Source organism: Pseudoxanthomonas sp. Soil82 (assembly GCF_040446535.1).
GTDB lineage: Bacteria > Pseudomonadota > Gammaproteobacteria > Xanthomonadales > Xanthomonadaceae > Pseudoxanthomonas > Pseudoxanthomonas kaohsiungensis.
Map to the genome: position 1 here is coordinate 657,719 of NZ_JBEAAK010000001.1, position 23,446 is coordinate 681,164.

Consider the following 23,446-nt stretch of genomic DNA (forward strand, 5'->3'; position numbering starts at 1 on the left):
CGGGCCGGTGAAGCAGGAGCAGTTCGTCGTCCGCCACCGGGCCGAGTGGGACGCCTTCGAGCTGTGGCTGCAGGCGCATGGCGACGGTGGCCGCCGCCGGCCCGGCACGGCCCCGGTCGGGCTGGACGACGGCGAGGTGCCTGCGCGTTACCGGCGGTTGTGCCAGCAACTGGCGCTGGCGCGGCGACGCGGCTACAGCACGCCGCTGCTGGAGCGGCTGCAGGGCCTGATGCAGCGCGGGCACGCCGTGCTCTACCGCGCGCGGCCGCCACGCTGGCGTCGCGCCGCCGGGTTCCTGGTCGCCGGCTTCCCGCAACTGGTGCGCAGCCAGGCCGGCTGCATGTGGGCTTCGCTGGCGCTGTTCGCGCTGCCGCTGGTCGGGCTGTTCGTGCTGCTGCAGTGGCGGCCGGAACTGGTCCACCACGTGCTCGACCCGCGCCAGATCGCGCAGATCGAGGCCATGTACGACCCCTCGGACGCGCGCCACGCGCTGGGCCGGGACGCCGGCAGCGACTGGCAGATGTTCGGGCACTACGTGATGAACAACATCAGCATCGGCCTGCGCACCTTCGCCGGCGGGCTGCTGGCCGGGGTCGGCACGATCCTGGTGCTGATCGCCAATGGCGTGAACATCGGCGCGGTGGCCGGCCACCTGCAGGCGATCGGGCACGGCGATCCGTTCTGGCGCTTCGTCGCCGGGCACGCGCCGCTGGAGCTGACCGCGATCGTGATCGCCGGCGGCGCCGGCCTGCGCCTGGGCCTGGGCCTGGTCGCGCCGGGGCGACGCCGGCGCCGCGACGCGCTGGTGCACGCCGGCCGCATCGGCGCGCGCCTGTGCCTGGGAATCACGGTGATGCTGCTGCTGGCCGCGTTCGTCGAGGCGTTCTGGTCCTCGACCCAGTCGGTCCCGGCCTGGGGCAAGTACGCCGTATCGGCGGTGCTGTGGCTGGCGGTGATCGGCTGGCTGTGGCGCGGCGGCCAGGGCGTGCCCCCGGGGGAGGACGCCGATGCGCCCTGAAGACCTCGACGTCGCCTTGCGCCCGCGCTCCTCGTGGGAAGCGATGGAACTGGGCACCGCGCTGCTGCGCCGCCACGCCGGCGCGATCTGGCGGCCGTGGCTGCTGGCCACGCTGCCGGTGCTGGCGCTGCTCAACGCGCTGGCCTGGTGGACGGACCTGTTCTGGCTGGCGGCGGTGCTGCTGTGGTGGCTCAAGCCGGCGTTCGACCGCATCCCGCTGTACGTGTTGTCGCGCGGCGTGTTCGGCACCAGCCCCACCACCGCGCAGGTCCTGCGCGCGCAGTGGCGGTTCGGTCGCGGCGCGCTGGCCGGCTACCTGCTGTGGCGCCGGTTCTCGCTGGCCCGCTCGCTGCTGATGCCGGTGGACATGCTCGAAGGTACCGCCGCCGCGCAACGCCGTGCGCGCCGGCGCGTGGTCGGCGGTCCCGCCTACGCGCAGGGCGCGCTGCTGACCTGGACCTGCTGGCTGTTCGAGTTCGCGCTGACCCTGGGCTCGTTGGCCGCGGTGTTCATCGCCATTCCCGCCGACCTGCTGCCCGACTCGGTGCGCTCGTTCTGGCGGGTGGTGCTGGCGGGGCCGCCGCCATGGATGGAGCTGGGCATGAATGTCGCCGGCTGGCTGGCGATGTCGCTGGTCGGGCCGTTCTACGTCGCCGCCGGCTTCGGCCTGTACCTCAACCGCCGCACCGAGACCGAGGCCTGGGACGTGGAGCTGGCCTTCCGCCGCCTGCGCGAACGCCTGCATGCGCGGACCGCCGCCGGGCTGGTGCTGGCGGTGCTGGCCTGCGCCTGGCTGCTGCCGGCACCAGCGCAAGCACAAGCGCAGGCCGCAGCGCCCGCGCCGACCCGGCAGGTGGCGGGCGATGCGGATGCGCCGGCCACCCTGGCGCAGGTGTTCGGCCCGGACCTGGCCGAAGACGCTTCGTTCCGCAAGGCCGCGCAACGCGCCTACGACGATCCGCTGTTCGGCGGCGAGCGCACGGTGGTGCGCTGGAAGCGCAAGCCCACGCCCGGGCGCGACCTGCCGGAGATCGAGGGCCCCGACCTGTCCGGCCTGGCCGCGCTGCTGTCGCTGGTCGCCGAGTGGGGGTTGTGGGTCCTCGCGGCGGTCGCGCTGCTGGCACTGGTGGTCACCGCGCCGCGCTGGCTGCCCTGGTTGCAGGGCACCGGACGCCGCGCCCCCGCCACCGCACCGCCGGTGCAGCGCGCGCCGCTGGCGCTGCCGGAAGCGCTGCCCGACGACATCGCCAGCGCCGCGCGCCGGCTCTGGCAGCAGGGCCGGCATCGCGATGCGCTGTCGCTGCTCTACCGCGGCAGCGTCGAGGCGATGGCGCACGAGGCCGGGATCGAACTGCCACCCGGCGCGACCGAGGCGCAATGCCTGCGTGCGTCGCGGCGGCTGCCGGCCGATGCGGCGCGCGAGCTGTTCGCGCGGGTGGTGCGCACGTGGCAGTACGCCGCCTACGCCGGGCGCCTGCCAAAGGACACCGAGTTCGAGGCGATGCTCGACGCCTCGCACGCGCAATGGGGATGGGGTCGATGACGCCACGGGCGCAGCGATGGCTGCAGGGCACCGTGCTCGCGCTGGTGGGCGCGGCCGCGGTGGTCGCCGCGGTGGCCTGGTTCCTGCACACCCATGAGCGGGTCGAGGAGCAGGAACCGGAACCGGCCAGCGGCGAGGTGCTGTGGAACCCGCTCTACGCCCTGCGCCAGAGCCTGGTGGCCGACGGCCAGCGCGCGATCAGTCGCCAGCGCCTGCAGCCCGAGCTGTTCGCCGGCGCGCCGGGCGACACGGTGCTGCTGGACATCGACCCGGCGCGGATGCGCGGCGACGAGGTCGATGCCCTGCTGGACTGGGTCGACCGTGGCGGCCACCTGCTCGTGCGCACGCCGCCGCCGGGACCGGGCGACGGGGACGAAGACGACGCCGCGGCCGGGTCCGCCGTGCCGCCGTTGCTGCACCGGCTCGGCGTGGAAGCCTTGGCCGCGCCGCAATGCGTGCACCTGCAGGTGGAGGCCGGCGATCCGCACGTGGAGCTGTGCGAAGGGCGGCGGCTGCGGCTGGGCGATGTCCGGCCGCGCCTGGCGTGGGGCGACGCCGAGGCCGGCCATGCCTTCGTGCGCATCGACCACGGCCGCGGCACGGTCGACCTCCTGGCCGATTTCGATTTCCTGCAGAACCCGCAGCTGGACGAGGCCACCCACCAGGCGTTGGCGCGGCAGTTGCTGGCGCCCAACTACGGACACGGCACCGTGCACCTGGTCCACGCCACGTACCTGCCGTCGCTGTGGTGGCGGCTGGCGCGCCATGGCTGGCCGCTGTGGCTGCCGCTGGCGTTGCTGCTGGCCGGTGCGCTGTGGCGTCGTGCGCAGCGTTTCGGGCCCTGGTTGCCTTCGCCGGCGGGCGCGCGCCGTTCGCTGCGCGAACACGTGCGCGCCAGCGGCGCGCTGCTGCATCGCCTGGGCCAGGCGCCGCTGCTGTACGAGGCGGTGCGCGAGGCGTTCCTGGCGCGCTTGCGTCGCCGCGACCCGGCCACCGCCGCGCTGGCCGGCGAGGCCCGCGTGCAGGCGCTGGCCGAGCGCATGCAGTTGCCGCACTACCTGGTGCGCGACGCGCTCAGCCGCAACGGCGTGCAGGACCGTCAAACCTATCTTGCGCGCGTGCGCACCCTGATCCAGATGAGGAACCGGCTATGAACGACACCGTCACCCCCGAGGCCGCCACGCCGATGACCGGCACCGCACTGGCCGAGCGCGTGGAGGAGGTCCGCACCGAGGTCGCCAGGGCATTCATCGGCCAGGACGAGGCGCTGGACCAGGTGCTGGTCGCGCTGTTGGCCGGCGGCCATGTCCTGATCGAGGGCGTGCCCGGACTGGGCAAGACCCTGCTGGTGCGCGCGCTGGGCCAGGCGCTGGAACTGGATTGGGCGCGGGTGCAGTTCACCCCGGACCTGATGCCCAGCGACGTCAGCGGCCATGCGGTCTACGACCCGAAGACCGAGAGCTTCAAGATCCGCCGCGGCCCGGTGTTCACCCACCTGCTGTTGGCCGACGAGATCAACCGCGCGCCGGCCAAGACCCAGTCGGCGCTGCTGGAAGTGATGCAGGAAGGGCAGGTGACGATCGAAGGCCGCTCGTTCGCGCTGGCGCCGCCGTTCATGGCCCTGGCCACCCAGAACCCGGTCGAGCAGGAGGGCACCTATCCGCTGCCCGAGGCGCAGCTGGACCGCTTCCTGCTCAAGGTGCTGATCGGCTATCCGAAGCTGGAGGACGAGAAGCGCCTGGTCGAGGCGACCACCGGCGGGCGCAGCGGCGGCGATTTCGACCTGTCGCAGGTGCGGCGCGTGCTCGATGCCGGACAGGTGCGGGCGATGCAGGAAGGCACCGCGCAGGTGGCAGTCGACCCGGCGGTGCTCGACTACGCGGTGCGGATCGTCGCGGCCACGCGCAAGGCGCCCGGCATCGCCCTGGGCGCCGGTCCGCGCGGCAGCATCGCCCTGGTTCGCGCGGCGCGCGCGCAGGCGGTGCTCGGTGGCCGCGATTTCGCCACCCCCGACGACGTGCGCGCCATCGCCCTGCCGGCGCTGCGCCACCGCATCACCCTGGCGCCGGAGCTGCAGATCGACGGGCAGTCGGTGGACGAGGTGCTGAATGGACTGCTGGCCCGCGTGGAGGCACCGCGCCAGTGAGCGGCCATCGCGCGCATTCGCCGCGGGGTCATCGCCGGTGAGGCCGGCGCCGGCCCTGATGGTCGTGCTCGCAGCCTGGGCGGCGGTGGGCGCGTGGGTCCTGGCCGGTCGCGCGCCGTGGGCGGCGTGGTGGTGGACCGGTGCCGCGCTGGCGATGCTTGCCGCGTTCGATGGCCTGCGCCTGCGCCGGCAACCGACGCCGCAGGTGGAGCGCGCGCTGCCCGACGCGTTGCCGGTCGGCCACAGCCGCGACGTGGAACTGCAGTTCACCTCCACCCGCCGCCAGCACCTGGAGGTGTTCGACCTGCACCCGGTCGGCTGGCCGGTGCAGGGCCTGCCGCAGCGGCTGCGCCTGGCGCCCGGCGAAGCCACGACGATCCGCTACCGGCTCACCGCCGCCGCACGAGGGCTGGCGGAGTTCCCCGGCACGCAGTTGCGCCTGCGCTCGCCGCTGCGGCTCTGGACGCAGTCGCGCATCGCCGGCGCGCCGCGCCAGGTGCGCGTGTATCCGGACTTCGCACCGCTGGCGCGGCTGGCGCTGTTCAGCGCCGAACAGGCCTCGCGCCTGGTCGGCGCGCACCTGCGCCGGCGTCGCGGCGAGGGCACCGACTTCCAGCAGATGCGCGAGTACCGCGTCGGCGACAGCCTGCGCCGGATCGACTGGAAGGCCACCGCCCGCGCCCGCAAGCTGGTGTCGCGCGAATACCAGGAGGAGCGCAACCAGCAGCTGCTGCTGGTCGTCGACACCGGCCGGCGGATGCTGGCCAGCGAAGGCGGGCTGTCGCACTTCGACCACGCGTTGAATGCCGCGCTGGTGGTTGGCTGGCTGGGGCTGCGGCAGGGCGACGCAGTCGGCCTGCTTGCCGGCGGCGGGCCCGAGCGCTGGGTCCCGCCCAAGCGCGGCATGGGCGCGCTGGACGGCCTGCTGCGCGCCAGCTACGACCTCGACCCCGCGCCGGTGGCCACCGACTACCTGGCCCTGGCCACGCGGCTGGCGCGCCAGCATCCGCGCCGCGCGCTGGTGATGCTGGTGACCAACGTGCGCGACGAGGACAGCGAGGAACTGCTGGCCGCCGTGCGCCTGCTGCAGCGCCGGCACCTGGTCTGCGTGGCCAGCCTGCGCGAGCAGGTGCTCGACGCGGTGCTCGATGCGCCGGTGGCGACCCTGGACGATGCGATCGACGCCGGCGCGGTGGCCCATTACCTGGCCCAGCGCGCGGCCGCGCACGACGCACTGCGCCAGCACCGGGTCATGACCGTGGACGTGGCACCGGCCGACCTGCCGGCGGCGCTGGTCGAACGCTACCTGGCGGTCAAGCGCGACGGACTGCTGTAGCCTGTAGGCCACTCATCCAGGATGCGGGAGCAGGCCATGGCGACGGGACAGGGTTCGGCCGGCAACGTGATCGCGGCGCTGTGCAGCTTCTTCGTGCCCGGCCTGGGGCAGCTGCTGCAGGGGCGGGTGCTGTCGGCGATCCTGTGGTTCCTCGGCGCGTGCATCGCGTTCGTGGTGACCTGGCTGCTGACCCTGTCGCTGCTGCCGTTCGGCTGGTTCGTGGTCAGCGTGTTCGCCTGCATCAACGCCGCGCTCTACCGGCGCCCGCCGGGCTGACGCCCCGCCTCGCTTACGTCAGGTCGCCTCGCCCGGATCGCGCGGGTGTTCACGCGCGCGGAAGCGAGACCTCGACCCAGGCCGGCGCATGGTCGCTGGCCTTTTCCTGCAGCCGCACCCATCGGTCCACGCCGGCGCGCCTGAGCCCGGCGGCCAGCACGGGATTGAGCAGCAGGTGGTCGATGCGCAGCCCGCGATCGCGCTGCGCGTGCTGGCGGAAATAGTCCCAGAACGTGTACGGCGCCTGTTCCGGATGCAGGTGGCGCAGCGCATCGGTCCATCCCTGCGCCAGCAGGCGCGCGTAGGCCTCCCGCACCTGCGGCTGGATCAGCGCGTCCTTGCGCCAGGCCTTGGGATCGTAGACGTCGTCGTCGGTGGGAATGACGTTGAAATCGCCCAGGATAGCCACCGGATGGGGTTGCCCGACCAGGCCGCGCGCGTGGTCGGCCAGGCGCTGCATCCAGCGCAGCTTGTAGTCGAACTTGGGCCCCGGTTGCGGGTTGCCATTGGGCAGGTAGATCGCGGCGACGATGACGCCATGCACCGCCGCCTCGATGTAGCGGCTCTGGGTGTCGGCGCGGTCGCCCGGCAGGTCGCGCCGGCTTTCCACCGGCATCACGCCACGCCCGAGCAGCGCCACGCCATTCCACGAGCGCTGGCCGCGCCAGATCGCACCGTAGCCGGCCTGCTCCAGCTCGGCTTCCGGAAAGGATCCGTCGGGCGCCTTCAGCTCCTGCAGGGCGACCACGTCCGGTTCCTCGCGCGCCAGCCACGCCAGCAGGTGCGGCAGGCGCGTGCCGATCCCGTTGACGTTGAAGGTGGCCAGCTTGAGTGTCCTGCGTCGCGGCATCGCCCGCCTCGCCCGTCCGGTCCGGGCCCATGCCAGCGCAACCGGTGCGAAGGGCGCGTCATGCCGCGGAGTCAGGCCGGGAACAGGCCCGCCTGCGCCGCGGGATAGACCAGACCATCGCCCGCCGGTCGCGCCGCCGGATGCAGCGGATGCGGCTGCGGCGGCGCGTCGTCGATGATATGCAGCACTTCATGGCCGCGATGGCTCAGCAGGTCGGCGACCAGCCGGCGATGGCAGCGCCACCACAGCACCTCGGCGCACAGCAACGCCGTGCGTTGCCCGGCCGCCAGCGCCAGCGCCCGCTCCAGGGCGTGCGCGAACTCGGCACTGGCCATGTGGTCCGCATACCCCTGGAAGGCGGCGTTGCGCCATGCGCCGTTGGGCGAGCCGGGCTGGACCGGTCGCCGCCCGCCCAGCCCGGGCAGCCACAGATAGGCGATGCCCGTGCGCGGCAACGCCTCGCCCATGGCTTCGCTGGCGAACCAGGGATGGCGGCGCGACCCCGGGAAGCGACGCACATCGGCGATCGCCTCGATCCGGTGGTGCCGCAACAGCGCCACGAAGTCGTCCCACGGCCGCGTGGAGTGGCCGACCGTCCACAGTGCGGGTAGTCCGCCCGGGCTGCTGGCGCCACTGTTGCAGGCGAAGTCCGGCTCTTCCACGGGCGCTTGCTTCACGGCAGGTTCCGTCGGCGGGGGATCAACATGCCGAAGCTAGCGCAGCACGCATCCAGGCCAGGTGAGTCCGCGGGGCTTCAACGGCTGAAGCAGTCAGGAACCGCGCGATCGCGGTGGCCGGTCTGGATGCTGCGTTCACGCGCGGGGTGACACCGTGGCGCCATCCCCCACCGCCGATGCCTTATGGACGCCGCGCCGCTCGTCACCTTGAACATCCGCCTCGCCGATGCCTATCGGGTCGAGGACCACGGGCTGCGGGTGCTGGAGTCCATCTCGGACAACCGCGCCCTGCCCGAGCGGGTGCGCAGTCGCGCCGACCTGCACGGGGTGGAGACCAGTGCGCAGCGCGCGAGCATCCTGCACGCGTTGCAGATGACCAGCCCGACCCTGGCCCAGCGCCTGACCGGATCATCGGCCGAACCGCTGCCGCGCACGGCGACCCTGGCCGACTGGAGTCGCCTGGAGCGTCGCGAGATCGCCGCCTATGCCGACCTGCTGCCCTATCTGCGCTTCGCCGGCATCGAGGGGTTGGCGAGCGAGTGCGCCGCCGCGCTCGACCTGCAGCGCTCGGTGCTGCACTGGCTCGAGTCGCTCGACGCGGCGGAGGCGCCCGCGCTGGCGGCGCCGATGCCGGCGGGCTTGCGACTGGCGTTCTGAGGTGTGCGGCCCGGCAGGACTTCGTCCTGGCCGGATCGGGCGTCGCAAGTCAGGTTAGCAGGGCTGCGCGCTGGACGCGGCGCAAACGCTCGGCGGTTCCCGCACGCCAGCCGCATCCAGCGCCTGCAGCAACGGCGCCAGCGGCAGCGCGGGCGCGGTGCCGCGGTGGCCGTGCACGGTATGCGCGCGCAGCAGCGAGTTGAGGATCGCCTCCTCGGTGGCTTCGGCCGTGGCCTGGAACAGCGGCGTCATCATGTCGTTGGCGACGCTGGCGGCCGGCTGCACGCGCACGTCGGGCCGGCGGCGATTCTGCGGGGCGGTGGAGAAGGCGATCACGTAGTCGCCCGAGCCGTTGGACATGTCCGACCCGGTGCGGGCCAGGCCGGTCAGCGCCCGCGTGGCTAGGCGCCGCAACGCCGCCGGGTCCAGCGGCGCGTCGGTGGCGACCACGATCATGATGCTGCCATCGCCCGCCGAGGGGGCCGGCAGGCTTGCCTGCGCGACTTCCGCCGGATCGGGCAGCGCCTTCCACACCGGTACGCCGGCCACGGTCAGGTGGCCGCCGAAATTGCTCTGCACGAGCACGCCCACGGTGTGGCCGCCCTGCTCCGGGGGCAGCCGGCGCGAGCTGGTGCCGATGCCGCCCTTCCAGCCGAATGCGACGGTGCCGGCGCCGGCTCCCACCGCGCCTTCGCCGACCTCGCCATGGGACAGCCGCGCCAGTGCCTGCTCCACCTGCGCGGTGCCCAGCGGACGCGCGCGGATGTCGCTGAGGTAGCCGTCGTTGGTCTCGCCGACCACGGGGTTGATCGAGCGCACCTGCTCCATGCCCGGTTGCGCGAGCAGGTGCGCGGTGAGCGCATCGGCCACCTTCCACACGCCGAGGGTCCCGGTCAGCAGGATCGGCGTCTCCAGCTCGCCCAGCTCCTGGACCTGGGTCACGCCGAGCAGCTTGCCGAACCCGTTGCCGACCACGACCGCCGCGGGCACGCGTTCGTGGAACAGGTTGCCGCGATGCGGGACGACCGCGGTAACGCCGGTATTGAAGCGGGTGCCCTGCGCCAGCGTCGCGTGGCCGACGCCGACACCGTCCACGTCGGTGATCGCGTTGCGCGGCCCGGGCGCGAGCGTGCCGACGACAATGCCGACCTCGCGTGCGCGCGGACGCGGGGTCTCGTCGGCGAAGGCTCCGGCAGGAAGGCTGAGGGCGATGAGGCAGGCGAGCAGCAGCCGGGCCGGCAGGATGATTTTCATGCGGCCCATGCTAGCCGCTGCGGCTTCGCTGCGCCGGCCGACGAAGGATCGCCGGCCGGCGCGGGTGAGTCCCAACCGGTCAGCGGAAGATGTCGCCCATCACTTCGACGACCAGGCCGCTGCCCAGCGAGACCAGGATCAGGTCGTCGCCTGCCACGCGCCATTCGTGGCCGGCGTAGACCGGCAGGTCCCGCAGCATGGGTCCCGGCACCATCTTCTTGGCGATGCCCGGCGGCAGCGGCTTGCCGCGGGCCAGGTTCTTGCGGATGCCCGGCGGCAGCGGGGCGTAGCCGACGTAGCCGTGGCGTTCGGCGATCCGGCGGGCGTCGCCGCTGCCGATGCTCACCGACAACAGGCCGCCGACGTCGGCGTCGACGCGCACGCCCGAGGGGCTGGCGTACTCGTGGCCCTGCTTGGCGTTGCCATGGCCCTTGCCGTGGCCTTTGCCCTCCGGCGGAGCGGCGAGGGCGGGCAGTGCCAGCAGGCCGGCCATGGCCAGGGAAGAAAGGGCGATGGCGTGTTTCATGGTCGCGTTCCTGTCGGGTGGTGGACGGCGCTCGACGCCGCGGGTATGCGCTAGATACCCGTCGCCGCCCCGCGGCGCCGTGAACGGAGTCGAAGAACCGCCAGGTCGCTGGGCTTCGGTTCAGCCTGTGGATGCGGTCGGCTAGTCCGCCGTCACCAGCACCGGGTCGCGCTCGCGCAGCGCCGCGTAGACCGCGTCGGTCTGCGGCCGCACGCCGTGCCAGTGCTCGAAGGCCTCCGCGGCCTGCTCGACCAGCATGCCCAGGCCGTCGACGACGTCGTGGCAGCCGGCCGCGCGCGCCCAGGCGAGGAAGTCGATCGCCGCCTCGCCGTAGTTCACGTCCACTGCCAGGGTGCGGCTGTTGACCAGCGACAAGGGTGCGCTGAATCCGTTGCCGTCGCCGCGCCCGGCCGAGGTGGCGTTGACGATCAGTTCGAAGTCGCCGAGGTCGCGCATGTCCTGCCAGTAGCGCGAGTGGGCGCGCTCGGGTTCGCCGAGCGCATCGGCGAGCGCGTCGGCGCGCTCGGGCGACCGGTTGACGATGACCAGTTCGGCGATGCCGGCGTCGAGCAGAGCGGGGGCGACGCCGCGCGCCGCGCCGCCGGCGCCCAGCAGCAGCGCGCGGCGGGCGCGCAGGTCCAGCCCCTGGCGGCTGGTCAGGTCCCTTACCAGGCCGGCGCCGTCGGTGTTGTCGCCATGCCACTGGCCGTCGTTGCGGGTCAGGGTGTTGACCGCGCCTGCCCGGCGGGCGCGGTCGCTGGTGCGCGCGCACAGCGCGAAGGCGGCCTCCTTCAGCGGCAGGGTCACGTTCGCGCCGCGGCCGCCCTCGCCGGCGAAGCGTTCCAGCGCGGTGGCGAAATCCACCGGCGCCGCGTCGATGGCGGTGTACTCCAGCGCGATCCCGAGCTGGTGGGCGAAGGCGGAATGGATGCGGGGCGAAAGCGAGTGGCTGATCGGGTGGCCGAAGACGGCGTATCGGGCGGTGGACATGGCGTGGTATGAATCCGCGGATTGGGGAACCTGCCGGGAGCGACCACCATGAAACGTGCACTGGGCGTCGCCGTCGCCTGCAGTCTACTCTGCGGCCCGGCGCTGGCGCAGCTGGCCGAGTACGGCATCGAGGGCATCTGGACGGTCTCCACCCGCGATGCCGAACTGCGCGGCAGCGTCTCCCCCGACGGCAAGCGGATGGTCTGGGGAAGCGACCGGGCCGGGGGCCCTGGCGGGGGCGACCTGTGGCAGGCGCGCAGCGAGGACAAGCGCTGGCTCGACCCGCAGCCGCTGCCGTTCAATACCCCGGCGCTGGAAGCCGAGCCCACCTTCAGCGTCGACGGCCGCTGGCTGTACTTCGTCTCCGACCGCGCCGGTGGCGCCGGGGGCCGTGACCTGTACCGGGTGGCGGTGGACGGGGACGGCTACGGCCAGCCCGAGTGGCTGGGTGCGGCGGTCAACACCGATGCCGACGAAGGCTCGCCCCTGCCGAGTGCCGACGGCCAGTGGCTGCTGTTCGCCAGCAATGGCGGCCACGGCCAGGGTGGATACGACCTCAAGCTGGCGCGCAGCGCCGGCGGGGGCTTCGTCCTGCAGGGCCCGGTGCCCGGGGTCAACAGCGGCCATGACGAGTTCGACGCGGCGTGGCTGGATGGCGGCCGCGCCCTGGCGTTCGCGCGCGGCGACGCGGAAACCGGGGGCGTGCGCGTGTACCTGGCGGCCTGCGACGGCCGCCAGTACGCCGGCGCGACGCCCTGGACGCTCTCGTTCAATACCGAAGGCGGCTACACCCGCGCGCTGGTCGCCGATCCGTCGCGACCGGGCGAGGGGACCGTCACCGGTTCGGCGCGGTCGCCCAGGGCCGGCAAGACCGATCTTTACCGGATCGTGCTGCCGACCGTGCGTGGCCAGGACGGTTGCCTGGCCGGGCAGGGTGGCTGAGCGCGCTCAGCCGTCGCGCAGCCAGCGCGCCGCATCGAGTGCGTAGTAGGTCAGCACGCCGTCGGCGCCGGCGCGCTTGAATGCCAGCAGCGCCTCCAGCGCGCAGGCCTTCTCGTCCAGCCAGCCGTTGGCCGAGGCGGCCTTGAGCATCGCGTACTCGCCGCTGACCTGGTAGGCGAAGGTCGGCACGCCGAACGCATCCTTCACCCGCCGGATCACGTCCAGGTAGGGCAGGCCCGGCTTGACCATGACCATGTCCGCGCCCTCGGCGATGTCGAGTTCGACCTCGCGCAGGGCTTCGTCGGAATTGGCCGGATCCATCTGGTAGGTGAACTTGTTGCCCTTGCCCAGGTTGCCGGCGCTGCCGACCGCGCTGCGGAACGGGCCATAGAACGCCGAGGCGTACTTGGCCGCGTACGACATGATCCGGGTGTTGACGAACCCGGCCGCTTCCAGCGCCTCGCGGATCGCGCCGATGCGCCCGTCCATCATGTCCGACGGCGAGAGGATGTCCACGCCGGCGGCGGCATGGACCAGCGACTGCTTCACCAGCGCCTCGATGGTGGCGTCGTTGAGGATGTAGCCGGATTCGTCGATCAGCCCGTCCTGGCCGTGGGTCGTGTACGGATCCAGCGCCTGGTCGCTCATCACGCCCAGCTCGGGGAAACGCGACTTCAGCGCGCGGATCGCGCGCGGGATGATGCCGTCCTCGTCCCAGGCGATGCGGCCGTCGGCGGTCTTGGCCGACGGGTCGGGCACGCCGAACAGGTCCAGCACCGGCACGCCCAGTTCCAGCGCCTGCTCGCCCACGCGCAACAGCTCGTCGACCGAGAGCCGCTCCACGCCCGGCATCGACGGGACCGGCGCGCGGCCCTTCTCCTCGTGCACGAACACCGGATAGATCAGGTCGTTGCTGGTGAGCAGGTGCTCGCGCATCAGGCGGCGGGAGAAGTCGTCGCGGCGCATGCGCCGCGGGCGGACGTAGGGGAAGCTCATCGGCGGCTCCGGGAAAAACAGGCGTCCATGATACGCGCCGCCCCGGCCGGGCCTGTCCGGTTCATGGTCGCGGCGTCCGGATGCGGCGGGGTTGCTGGCCGATTCACGCGCGGCGGAGGATGATGCGGTCCATCGCCATCGTCCCCGGGGGATCGCCATGCGCCTGCACATCGCCGCGTTGACCGCCGTACTCATGCTGTCCGGCTGCGCCGGGTCGTCGAAGGTCATGGTCGGCCAGGCGCGGCCGGCGATCGATCCCGCGCAGGTCCGGATCTACACGGTCGTGCCTGCCGGCTCGCAGGAGATCGCCCAGATCGAAGCCAGCAGCGCGATCGGCTTCGGCACCCAGGGCCAGACCGATTCGGCGGTGGCGCGGCTGAAGGCCGAAGCCGCCGCGCTCGGAGCCAACGGCGTCGTGCTGATGGGCGTGGGCGCGTCCGGCTCGTCCGGCGGCGGCGTGTCGGTGGGCGGCGGCAGCTGGGGCAGCAGTTCCTACGGCGGCGTCGGCATCGGCATCCCGACCCAGCAGAAGAAGGCCGTCGGCATGGCGATCTGGGTGCCGCCGGGCGCGGTGCCGGCGGAGGTGCCGATGCCGGCACCCGCGGTCGAACCGGACACCCCGGCCAAACCCCTGTAGGAGCCGATTCATCGGCGACCCGACGCCGTCGGGCGGGCGATGCCCACGACTTGCGCCCTCGGGTCGCCCATGAGGATGGGCTCCTACAGCCGAGGGTGTAGCGGCTTGCGAAAAGGTGGTCCCCGTCAGGGCGCTTCTTCTGTAGGAGCCGATTTATCGGCGACCCGACGCCGCCGGGCCGGCATCGCCTACGCTGTGCGCCCTCGGGTCGCCCATGAGGATGGGCTCCTGCACCCGGGGACGGCGGCGCGTCCGTCAGGCCCCGGGCTTCAGGCAACGTGCGAAGAAGTCCTCGGCCAGGCGGTAGCGGTGCAACGCATCCTTGCCCGACAGGCCGTGCTTGGCACCGGGGTAGGCCATCAGCTCGAACGGCTGGCCGCGCTGCTGCAAGGCCGACATCACCGCGGTGGTGTTGGTGAACAGCACGTTGTCGTCGGCCATGCCGTGGACCAGGAGCAGCTTCGGCGCGTCCGCGCCGACCAGGCCGTCGATGTGCGTGAGCACGCGCGCATCGCGGTAGCCGTCGGGGTTGGATGCCGGCAGGTCCATGTAGCGCTCGGTGTAGTGGGTGTCGTACAGGCCCCAGTCGCTCACCGGCGCCCCGGCCACGCCGCAGGCGTAGGCGTCGGTGCGGGCGAGCAGCATCAGGGTCATGTAGCCGCCGTTGGACCAGCCGTGCACGCCGATCCGCGCCGGATCGACCCACGGCTGCGCCTTCAGCCAGTCGATGCCGCGCAGCTGGTCGTCCACCTCCACCGTGCCCTGGCGGCCGTACAGCGCGCCGCCGAACTCGCGCCCGCGCCGCGGCGTGCCGCGGTTGTCGAGCGAGAACACCACGTAGCCCTGCTGGGCCAGGTACTGGTTGAACAGCGCGTCGCTGCGCGCCGGCCAGGACCGGGTCACGGTCTGCGCGGCCGGTCCGCCGTAGACGAAGACCACGACCGGGTACTTCTTCCGCGGATCGAAGCCGTCGGGTTTGATCAGGCTGTAATGCAGCGGCGTGGTGCCGTCGGCGGCGGTGACCGTGCCGAACTCGACCGGGCGCTGCGCGTCGCGGAACGCGGCGAACGGATGGTCCGGGTCCGACAGCTCGTTGCGCAGCAGCGTCGCCAGCCGGGTGCCGTCGTTGCCGTACAGCTCGATCTGCGGCGGCGTGCCCGGCGCCGACCAGCTGTCGACGTAGACGCTGGCGTTGCGGGCGAAGCTCGCCGCGTGCATGCCTTCGGAGGCTGACAGGCGCTCGATCGCGCCGCCGGCCAGCGGCACGCGGTACACGTGCTTTTCCAGCGGCGAATCCCGGGTGCCGGCGAACCACGCGTAGCCAGCCCTCGCATCCACGGCCAGCACCTCGTCGACGACCCAGTCGCCGGAGGTCAGCGGCGTGAGCGTGGCGCCGTCTTCGGAGGCCAGGTACAGGTGCTGGAAGCCGCTGCGTTCGGACGACCAGAGGAAACGACCGTCCGGCAGGAAGCGCAGGCTGTTGTGCAGCGGCACCCAGGTCCTGGAGGTCTCGGTGGCCAGGATGCGCTGCGCGCCCGTGGCCAGCGTGGCCTCGACCAGCTCGAGCGTCTTCTGGTCGCGGGACTGGCGCTGGAAGGTGAGCCGCTTCGCATCGCGCCAGTCGACGCGGGCCAGGTAGATGTCCTGCTCCTTGCCCAGGTCGATCCAGCGCGGCTTGGTCCCGGCCGCGGGTGCGATCACGCCCAGCCTCACGGCGACGTTGGGTTCGCCGGCGGCCGGGTAGCGCTGCTCGATCACGTCGGTGCGGTCGGCATAGACTTCGTAGCGCTTCTGCACCGGCACCGGCGATTCATCGATCCGGGCAAACGCGATGGCGCTGTCGTCCGGCGCCCACCAGTAACCGGTATGGCGGTCCATCTCCTCGTCGGCGACGAATTCGGCCACGCCGTTGCCGATCGTGTCGCTGCCGTCGAAGGTCAGCTGGATCTCCTTGCCGCTGGCCAGGTCGATCACCCACAGGTTGCGGCCCCGTATGAAGCTGGCGAACCCGCCACGGGGCGAGATGCGCGGATCGGTGGCGAAGCCGCCGCCGGAGGTGAGCTTGCGCACCGCCGCGGGGCCGGCGCGCTCGAGGTCGTAGAGGTAGAGCTCGCCGCCCAGCGGAAACAGCAGCGCCTTCCCGCCCGGCGCCCACTGGTAGTCGACGATGCCGGAGTAGGCGGCGATGCGTTGCCGCTCGCGGCGCGCCTTCTCCTCGTCGCTGAGCGTCTCGGCGCCGGGCAGCACCACGCTGGAGTCGGCCAGCAGCCGGGTCTGGCCGCTGGCGATGTCGTACTCCCACAGGTCCAGCCGGTTGCGGTCGCTGTCCTTGCCGCGCAGGAACGTCACCCGCGTGCCGTCCGGCGACACCTGCGGCTTCATCAGCGTCGGTCCGGACAGCGGCGCGCTGCCGGTGATCGCCTCCAGGGTCAGTTTCGCGGCATGGATCGGGGCGGTAGCGAGCATCGTCATAAGCAGGACCGGCAGGGCAAGGCGCATGCGTGGGGATTTCCGTGGGCGGCTGGTCGAAACAGGAGCGGATTGTAGGCGTCGTCGGCGGTTGGCCGGCCATGGCGGCGGGAACAGGCCGGAACCCGTTTCGGGCCAAGACATGTCCCGGGTCATGTCCGAAGCTGACCTGTCGCATGACAGCGTTGTCCGATTCGGATGCGCCCGGAGACTGCATGAATGGACAAATGCTCCCAATTGGCCGCATATGCTGGCTTCTTCGCCGAACGTGAAAAATGGTGCGCCGTCCGCCGGCGGGAATGTCGACGATCGGCCTGGTGCGAGCGTGACATTAGGCCTGACAGCCCCAGCAATCGTAGGTGGGCGACGGGCTTCCAGCCCGCCGCCAGACGAATCAAAGAGATAGCGCTAACATTCAGCTATACCTCGATGCGTTTTTGCGCATGACAGCGCTGTTCTTTGTTGCCGCGCAACATCAAATCACGGCGTTTTTTGCGTTTTTTTAGCGTTTTCCCGGCTCCGCGCGTCGCTGGTTTGACAACGCTGTCAGACCAGCCCCTAATCCGCCGCGTCGGCGACTGTCCGGGGACAGCGTCTGGCCATAACTCAATCGAATTCGTGCGATTCCGGGAGGGAGAACCCATGAACCACAAGCAAGCCTTGCCCAAGAAGCGGCTGCTCACGTCCGCGCTGCTGCTGGCGCTGGCGCCGGCGACCCATGCCATCGCGCAGGACCAGGCGCCGCAGGCGGCCGCAACGGCCGATCCGAACGCCGCGGTCGACCCCACCGAGCTCGACACGGTGGTCGTCACCGGCATCCGCGCCAGCCTCACCTCGTCGATGAACCTCAAGCGTGACGCGCAGGGCATCGTCGACGGCATCGTCGCCGAGGACATCGGCAAGTTCCCCGACACCAACCTGGCCGAGGCGCTGCAGCGCATCTCGGGCGTGTCGATCGACCGCACGTCCAGCGGCGAAGGCTCCAAGGTCACCGTCCGCGGCATCGGCCCGGACTTCAACCTGGTCCTGTTCAACGGCCGCCAGATGCCGGCCTCCAACCTCGGACCGGGTGGCGGCGGTACCTCCAACTCGCGCTCCTTCGACTTCGCCAACATCGCCGCCGAGGCGATCTCGGCCATCGAAGTGCACAAGACCGGCCGCGCCGAACTGCCGGCCGGCGGCATCGGCGCCACCCTGAACGTCAAGACCGCGCGTCCGCTGGAGATCGGCGAGCCTCTGGCCAGCGTCGGCTTCAAGGCCGTCCACGACACCTCGGCGCGCAACCTGCCGCAGAGCTACCCGGGCGCGATCGTCACCCCGGAAGTCTCGGGCATCTTCAGCAACACCTGGGCCGATGGCACCTTCGGCATCACCCTCAGCGGCAGCTACCAGGAGCGCGAGTCGGGCTACAGCCAGGCCAGCGTGGCCGACGGCTGGATCACCTTCGCCGGCGACTCCAACAGCTGGAACGCGCTGCCGCTGCCGGGCCAGGGCTATTCGGACCGGATCACCAACCGGCCGGGCCTGGACGACGTCTACGCGCGTCCGCAGAACACCGGCTACAGCGTCAACGGCGTGCAGCGCCAGCGCACCAACGGCATGCTGACCATGCAGTGGGCGCCCAGCGACAGCGTCACCGCCACGCTGGACTACGCCTACATGGAGAACAAGGTCCAGCAGCAGCGCAGCGAACTGTCGGTGTGGTTCAGCCAGACCGCCGGCGACAGCTCGTGGACCGACGGCCCGGTTTCGGCGCCGATCATGTACGAAGAGGAATACACCAACGCCGACCTGTCGATGGGCGGCATGCAGCTGGCCACCAAGAACAGCGGCGACTCGCTCGGCTTCAACGTGGAGTGGGAAGTCAACGACTCGCTGAAGCTCGCGTTCGACTACCACAACTCCAGCGCCGAATCGCGCCCCGACAGCCACCTCGGCTCGGCCGGCGTGCTCGGCGTGGCCGCCTACGTGCGCGGCAACACCACCGTCGACTACAGCGGCGAGATCCCGATCGTCAACGTGCAGCTGCCGCCGGGCATGAGCTCCGTGCCGGCATCGGCGGCGCTCGTTACCGGCTCGGTGTTCCAGAACAGCTACAACAAGTCCGAAGTCGAGCAGCTGCAGGCCGATGGCCGCTTCGAGTTCGGCGACTATTCGGGCCTGGATTTCGGCATCGCCGCCACCGAGGTCAACAACCGCACCGCCGCGGCGGTGATGCAGCGCGATACGTGGGGCGGCGTCGGCACGCCGGGCGACTACGACGACAGCATCTGGACGGCCGACAACATGTCGCGCTACTTCGACAGCTTCGGCAACAGCGACAACCCGATGTGGACCGACGACTTCCTGGTGTTCGACTTCGAGCGCCTGCGCCAGGCCGCCATCGCCGTCTCCGGCTGCGCGAGCTGCTACGAGATGCCGACCGAGTTCACCGACGACCTGCGCACCACCGAGAAGTCCAAGAGCGCCTACCTGCAGTACACCACCAGCTTCGACTGGTCGATGCCGCTGGACGTTGCGGTGGGCGTGCGCTACGAACAGACCGACGTCGATTCCTCGGCGCTGGTGCGCATCGCCAACGGCATCTCCTGGGATTCGGCCAACGAGCTGTACGTGACCTACCAGCCGGGCCAGGGCTTCACCGAGCTGGAGGGCGACTACGACTACTTCCTGCCGAACCTGGACATGGCGTTGCACGTGACCGACGAGATCGTCGCGCGCGCCAGCTACAGCGAGACCATCGGCCGGCCGGGCTGGCAGCAGATCCAGGGCGGCCAGCGCCTGGCCAACATCGTCCGCGTCGACGGCGGCGACGGCAGCAGCGGCAACCCCGGGTTGGAGCCTTTGCTCTCGCGCAACTTCGACCTGTCGCTGGAGTGGTACTACGGCGAGTCGAGCTACGCCTCGATCGGCTACTTCCGCAAGAACATCAAGAACTTCATCAGCGACACGATCGTGCGCGAGACGCCGTTCAACCTGCACACGCCGGTGGGCGGCGCGTACTGGAACGCGGCACTGGCCGACGGCTGCGCGGCGGGCGACATGGTCTGCATCCGCAACTACATCTTCACCAACTACGCCGGCTCGCCGGGCGTGACCGTCACCGGCACCGATTCGTCGGGCGCGCTGACCGGCAGCATCGTCGGCCAGCCCGGCGATCCGATCGCCGGATTCGACATCACCATTCCGGCCAACCAGCGGTCCGACCACCTCGACGGCTTCGAGGTCAACGTCCAGCACGTGTTCGGCGAGTCCGGCTTCGGCCTGGCGGCGAACTACACCAAGGTCGATTCGGGCCTGACGTTCGACAACAGCGACCTCGGCACGCAGTACCCGATGATCGGGCTGAGCGACTCGGCCAACCTGGTGGCGTTCTACGACAAGAACGCCTGGCAGGTGCGCGTGGCCTACAACTGGCGCGACGAGTTCCTCAACGGCATCGGCGGCGGCGGCACCCCGCCGAACCCGAACTGGACCGAGGAGTACGGCCAGGTGGACGCGATCATCAGCTACGAGGTGATGGAGAACCTGACGTTGAGTCTGGAAGGCATCAACCTGACCGACGAGACCCAGCGCATCCACGCACGCCACGAGAACATGGTCCGGTTCGCGACCCAGACCGGCCCGCGCTACATGTTTGGCGTCCGCTACCGGTTCTGACGCTCCATCGCAGTGGGCTTGCCAGGCGATCCCTCCCAGGTCGCCTGGCGGAGAGGGGCCGCTGGATACGTCCAGCGGCTCCTTCTCCATCCACGCATGCATGATGCTTCGGCCGGCTTTCCTGTACCCCGCAGATCGGGCACGATGCCGCAGGACGCCGCATCCGCGCCCGGCAACCGCCGACCCACGATGAGCAATCCCGTTCTCCTGAACCACGTCGAGCACCGCGACCTGCGCGTGGACGACCGCCGTGGCGCCGCGTTCGGCGACGACGTGATGTACGCGCCGGCGGTGCCGGCCGAGTTCCGCAGCCTCCAGGCCCACTACCCGATCGTGTTCCAGCGCGACGCCGCGGGTGGATTCCATCCGCTGGCGCTGCTGGGCCTGCGGCAGGGCGAGAACCTGTTCCTGGAGGGGGAGCGCTGGGACGCCACGTACATCCCGCTGGCCATCCAGCGGCAACCCTTCCTGATCGGCGTGTCCGGTGGGGAACGCATGGTCCACGTCGACCTCGACCACCCGCGCGTGCGCGCCGGCACCGGCGAGGCGTTGTTCCAGGGGCCGGGCATCGCCAGCGAGTTCCTCGAGCGCGCGCGCACGACGTTGCTGATGCTGCACGACGGCATCCTCGCCATGCCCGCGTTCGTCGACGCGCTGCAGCGGCACCAGCTGCTGGAGTCGTTCGTGCTGGACATCCGCCTGGACGACGGCTCCGACAACCGGCTAGCCGGCTTCCACACCATCGACGAACAACGCCTGCACGCACTGGACGGCGCTGCGCTGGAACAGCTCTCGCGCGACGGCCACCTGCTTCCCGCCTACATGGTGCTGGCTTCGCTGTCGCGCTTCCGCGACCTGATCGAGCGGATGAACCGCCGCCGTGCTGCCGGTCGCTGAGCCCATCCGCGAAATCGCGGGAGTGGCGCCGGACGCGCTGCCGGACGAGCTGCTGCGCTCGACCGAGCCGCTGGTGCTGCGGGGGCTGGTCACGCAATGGCCGATGGTCCAGGCCGCCGGCCAATCCACTTCCGCCGCGATCGGTTACCTGAAGCGCTTCGACCACGGCGGCATGCCGGTGGTGGCGACCGTCGCCCCGCCGGAAGCCGCCGGCCGCGTGTTCTACGACGACGACATCCAGGGCTTCAATTTCCGCCGCGAGAAGATCCCGCTGGCGGTCGTGCTTGACACGCTGCGCAAGTACGAGGCCGACCCGGCGCCGCCGCTGATCTACGTGGCCTCCACCACGGTCGACACGTTCCTGCCCGGTTTCCGCGAGGAGAACCGGCTCGGTTTCGGCGACCGCGATCCGCTGGCCAGCATCTGGATCGGCAACCGCAGCCGCATACCGGCGCACCAGGACGTGCCGGACAACCTGGCCTGCGTGGCTGCGGGACGCCGCCGGGTGACCCTGTTCCCCCCTTCGCAGCTGGCCAACCTCTATATCGGCCCCCTGGACCACACGCCCGCCGGGCAGGCGGTGAGCCTGGTCGACTTTCACGCGCCCGACCACGCGCGCTTCCCGAGGTTCGCCGAGGCGCTGCGGCATGCCCGCGGCGCGGAGCTCGAGCCGGGCGACGCGGTGTTTATCCCGAGCATGTGGTGGCACCACATGGAAGGGTTGGAGGCGTTCAACGTGCTGGTCAACTACTGGTGGCGACAGTCGCCGGCATGGATGGATACGCCGATGAACTCGCTGATGCTGGCGATCATGAGCGTGCGCGACCTGCCGCCGGCCGAGCGCGCGATCTGGAAGGACGTGTTCGCCCACTACGTGTTCGACTACGACGAGGCCGAGGTCGCCGGCCACATCCCCGAACCGGCGCGCCGCGCGCTGGGCCCCATGGACGAAGCCCGCGTCCGCCACCTCAGGGCGCTGCTGCTCAAGCGCCTGGACCGTTGAGTACCCCGAGATGACCCCTTCCGATCCCGTGACCCGCCCCCGCCCCGTCAAGCGCGTCGTCATCGCCGGCGGCGGTACCGCCGGCTGGATGGCCGCCGCCGCCCTGTCCAAGACCCTGGGAAAGGTGCTCGACATCACCCTGGTGGAATCGGAGGAGATCGGCACCGTGGGCGTGGGCGAGGCGACGATCCCGACCCTGGTGACCTTCCACCGCCTGCTCGACATCAAGGAGCAGGAATACATGGCCGCGGTGCAGGGCACGGTCAAGCTGGGCATCTCGTTCGAGAACTGGAAGGACGTCGGCCACCGCTACATTCACTCGTTCGGCATCAGCGGCAAGGACCATTGGTCGACCGGCTTCCAGAACTTCTGGCTGCGCGGCCGCGAGGAAGGCCTGGCCAGCGAGTACAGCGACTACTGCATCGAGCTGCAGGCCGCGTTGCAGGACCGCTTCTCGCACCTGCCGCGCTACCACGTGAACTATGCCTACCACATGGACGCCGCGTTCTACGCGCGCTTCCTGCGCGGCTTCAGCGAGCGCCACGGCTGCAAGCGGGTCGAGGGCAAGATTGTCGATGTCGCCACCGACGGCGAGGGCTTCATCTCCTCGCTCAAGCTCGAGCGCGGCGAGGTCATCGAGGGCGACCTGTTCATCGACTGCACCGGATTCCGCGGCCTGTTGATCGGCAAGACCCTGGGCGTGGGATTCACCGACTGGTCGCACTGGCTGTTCAACGACAGCGCGCTGGCCACCCAGACCACCGCGGTGCGCGATGCGGTGCCGTACACGCGCGCCATCGCCGGCAGTTCCGGGTGGCAGTGGCGGATCCCGCTGCAGCACCGGGTCGGCAACGGCATCGTCTACTCGAGCCGGCACATGGACGACGACCAGGCGCGCGAAGAGTTCCTCGGCAGCCTCGAGGGCGAGGTGATCAAGCAGCCGTGGCCGGTGCGGTTCAAGCCCGGCCAGCGCGAGCAGTGCTGGGCGAAGAACTGCGTGGCCCTGGGCCTGGCCGGCAGCTTCATCGAACCGCTGGAATCGACCACCATCCACCTCATCCAGCGCGGCATCGTGCGCCTGCTGCAGACCTTCCCGCAGGTGATCACCCAGCCGGCGATCGACGAGTACAACGCGCGCCTGGACGAGGAGCTGCAGCACGTGCGCGACTTCGTGGTGATGCACTACCACATCAGCGACCGCCGCGATTCGCCGTACTGGCGGGAGATCGCGGAGATGCCCATCCCCGACACGCTGCGCCACCGGATCGAGCTGTTCCGGGAAACCGGCGAGGTATTCCACGTGCCGGGCGAGCTGTTCGGGGTCAACTCCTGGGTACAGGTGATGCTGGGGCAGGGCATCCAGCCCAGGCGCTACCACCCCACCGCGGATGTCATGAGCCAGGCCGACCTGTCGCGGTTCCTGGGCGACATCCGCCAGAACGTGCTGCATACCGTGCGGCAGATGCCGATGCACATGGACTACATGCGCAGCTACGCGCCGGCGCCGGTGCCCGAGGCGGTGCGCGTCGCGGGCTGAGCCGCCTGCGTAGAGCGGGGCTTGCCCCGCTG

At 71.1% G+C, this 23,446-nt stretch carries 20 protein-coding genes; 13 read left to right on the forward strand and 7 right to left on the reverse strand.

What is annotated here, in order from left to right; genetic code table 11:
* Positions 1 to 7 precede the first annotated feature (7 nt).
* From ABKA19_RS02875 to ABKA19_RS02900, 6 genes are read left to right on the forward strand one after another with little or no spacing between them, the layout of a single operon-like run.
* Positions 8 to 1,018 (forward strand): stage II sporulation protein M, encoded by a 1,011-nt coding sequence (locus ABKA19_RS02875; protein WP_353687565.1) that lies wholly within the window; start codon positions 8 to 10, stop codon positions 1,016 to 1,018.
* The gene (locus ABKA19_RS02880) at positions 1,008 to 2,561 is read left to right on the forward strand and encodes a DUF4129 domain-containing protein (protein ID WP_353687566.1); all 1,554 of its coding nucleotides are present in this window, start codon (positions 1,008 to 1,010) and stop codon (positions 2,559 to 2,561) included. The genes ABKA19_RS02875 and ABKA19_RS02880 overlap by 11 nt, the downstream gene beginning before the upstream one ends.
* Positions 2,558 to 3,715, forward strand: a complete 1,158-nt coding sequence (locus ABKA19_RS02885) for a DUF4350 domain-containing protein (RefSeq protein WP_353687567.1) — start codon at positions 2,558 to 2,560, stop codon at positions 3,713 to 3,715. Before ABKA19_RS02880 ends, ABKA19_RS02885 begins: the two co-directional genes overlap by 4 nt.
* The gene (locus ABKA19_RS02890; protein ID WP_353687568.1) at positions 3,712 to 4,707 is read left to right on the forward strand and encodes an AAA family ATPase; all 996 of its coding nucleotides are present in this window, start codon (positions 3,712 to 3,714) and stop codon (positions 4,705 to 4,707) included. Before ABKA19_RS02885 ends, ABKA19_RS02890 begins: the two co-directional genes overlap by 4 nt.
* Positions 4,708 to 4,744: 37 nt before the next feature.
* Positions 4,745 to 6,043 (forward strand): DUF58 domain-containing protein, encoded by a 1,299-nt coding sequence (locus ABKA19_RS02895; protein WP_353687569.1) that lies wholly within the window; start codon positions 4,745 to 4,747, stop codon positions 6,041 to 6,043.
* Positions 6,044 to 6,079: 36 nt separating this feature from the next.
* Positions 6,080 to 6,319 (forward strand): hypothetical protein, encoded by a 240-nt coding sequence (locus ABKA19_RS02900; RefSeq protein ID WP_162378467.1) that lies wholly within the window; start codon positions 6,080 to 6,082, stop codon positions 6,317 to 6,319.
* A gap of 49 nt (positions 6,320 to 6,368) precedes the next feature.
* On the opposite strand, the gene xth is transcribed toward ABKA19_RS02900, so the two are convergent.
* Both xth and ABKA19_RS02910 read right to left on the reverse strand, forming a co-directional pair.
* Entirely contained in the window at positions 6,369 to 7,169 is an 801-nt protein-coding gene (gene xth, locus ABKA19_RS02905; RefSeq protein ID WP_353687570.1) for an exodeoxyribonuclease III, read from the reverse strand.
* Between the two features lie 71 nt (positions 7,170 to 7,240).
* On the reverse strand, positions 7,241 to 7,831 hold the full coding sequence (locus tag ABKA19_RS02910; RefSeq protein ID WP_353688031.1) for a DUF488 domain-containing protein: 591 nt from the start codon (positions 7,829 to 7,831) through the stop codon (positions 7,241 to 7,243).
* Between the two features lie 222 nt (positions 7,832 to 8,053).
* Between ABKA19_RS02910 and ABKA19_RS02915 the strand changes: the two genes are divergently transcribed.
* On the forward strand, positions 8,054 to 8,503 hold the full coding sequence (locus tag ABKA19_RS02915; RefSeq protein WP_353687571.1) for a hypothetical protein: 450 nt from the start codon (positions 8,054 to 8,056) through the stop codon (positions 8,501 to 8,503).
* Positions 8,504 to 8,557: 54 nt separating this feature from the next.
* Here the strand turns inward: ABKA19_RS02915 and ABKA19_RS02920 are convergent, their stop codons facing one another.
* From ABKA19_RS02920 to aroE, 3 genes are all read right to left on the reverse strand, one after another.
* Positions 8,558 to 9,757, reverse strand: coding sequence for a P1 family peptidase (locus tag ABKA19_RS02920; protein WP_353687572.1), 1,200 nt, complete (start codon positions 9,755 to 9,757; stop codon positions 8,558 to 8,560).
* A 79-nt stretch (positions 9,758 to 9,836) separates the two neighbouring features.
* Positions 9,837 to 10,283, reverse strand: coding sequence for an anti-virulence regulator CigR family protein (locus ABKA19_RS02925; protein WP_353687573.1), 447 nt, complete (start codon positions 10,281 to 10,283; stop codon positions 9,837 to 9,839).
* Between the two features lie 141 nt (positions 10,284 to 10,424).
* Positions 10,425 to 11,273 (reverse strand): shikimate dehydrogenase, encoded by an 849-nt coding sequence (gene aroE / locus ABKA19_RS02930; protein ID WP_162378461.1) that lies wholly within the window; start codon positions 11,271 to 11,273, stop codon positions 10,425 to 10,427.
* 48 nt (positions 11,274 to 11,321) lie between these two features.
* On the opposite strand from aroE, the gene ABKA19_RS02935 reads away from it, so the two are divergent.
* Entirely contained in the window at positions 11,322 to 12,215 is an 894-nt protein-coding gene (locus ABKA19_RS02935; RefSeq protein ID WP_353687574.1) for a TolB family protein, read from the forward strand.
* A 6-nt stretch (positions 12,216 to 12,221) separates the two neighbouring features.
* Here ABKA19_RS02935 and hemB read toward each other — a convergent pair whose 3' ends face one another.
* Positions 12,222 to 13,211, reverse strand: a complete 990-nt coding sequence (gene hemB, locus ABKA19_RS02940; RefSeq protein ID WP_353687575.1) for a porphobilinogen synthase — start codon at positions 13,209 to 13,211, stop codon at positions 12,222 to 12,224.
* A gap of 157 nt (positions 13,212 to 13,368) precedes the next feature.
* On the opposite strand from hemB, the gene ABKA19_RS02945 reads away from it, so the two are divergent.
* Entirely contained in the window at positions 13,369 to 13,848 is a 480-nt protein-coding gene (locus ABKA19_RS02945) for a hypothetical protein (RefSeq protein ID WP_353687576.1), read from the forward strand.
* Positions 13,849 to 14,103: 255 nt separating this feature from the next.
* Here ABKA19_RS02945 and ABKA19_RS02950 read toward each other — a convergent pair whose 3' ends face one another.
* Complete coding sequence (locus ABKA19_RS02950; RefSeq protein WP_502945712.1) at positions 14,104 to 16,314, reverse strand: S9 family peptidase; 2,211 nt, start codon at positions 16,312 to 16,314, stop codon at positions 14,104 to 14,106.
* 645 nt (positions 16,315 to 16,959) lie between these two features.
* Here ABKA19_RS02950 and ABKA19_RS02955 point away from each other — a divergent pair.
* The 4 genes from ABKA19_RS02955 (at position 16,960) to ABKA19_RS02970 (ending at position 23,414) form a co-directional block, all read left to right on the forward strand.
* Entirely contained in the window at positions 16,960 to 19,977 is a 3,018-nt protein-coding gene (locus ABKA19_RS02955) for a TonB-dependent receptor (RefSeq protein WP_353687578.1), read from the forward strand.
* A 189-nt stretch (positions 19,978 to 20,166) separates the two neighbouring features.
* A complete protein-coding gene (locus ABKA19_RS02960; RefSeq protein WP_353687579.1) occupies positions 20,167 to 20,874 on the forward strand; it encodes a SapC family protein in 708 nt (235 codons plus the stop codon).
* Entirely contained in the window at positions 20,861 to 21,877 is a 1,017-nt protein-coding gene (locus ABKA19_RS02965) for a cupin-like domain-containing protein (RefSeq protein WP_502945713.1), read from the forward strand. The genes ABKA19_RS02960 and ABKA19_RS02965 overlap by 14 nt, the downstream gene beginning before the upstream one ends.
* A 10-nt stretch (positions 21,878 to 21,887) precedes the next feature.
* Positions 21,888 to 23,414, forward strand: a complete 1,527-nt coding sequence (locus ABKA19_RS02970) for a tryptophan halogenase family protein (RefSeq protein ID WP_353687580.1) — start codon at positions 21,888 to 21,890, stop codon at positions 23,412 to 23,414.
* Positions 23,415 to 23,446: the final 32 nt, after the last annotated feature.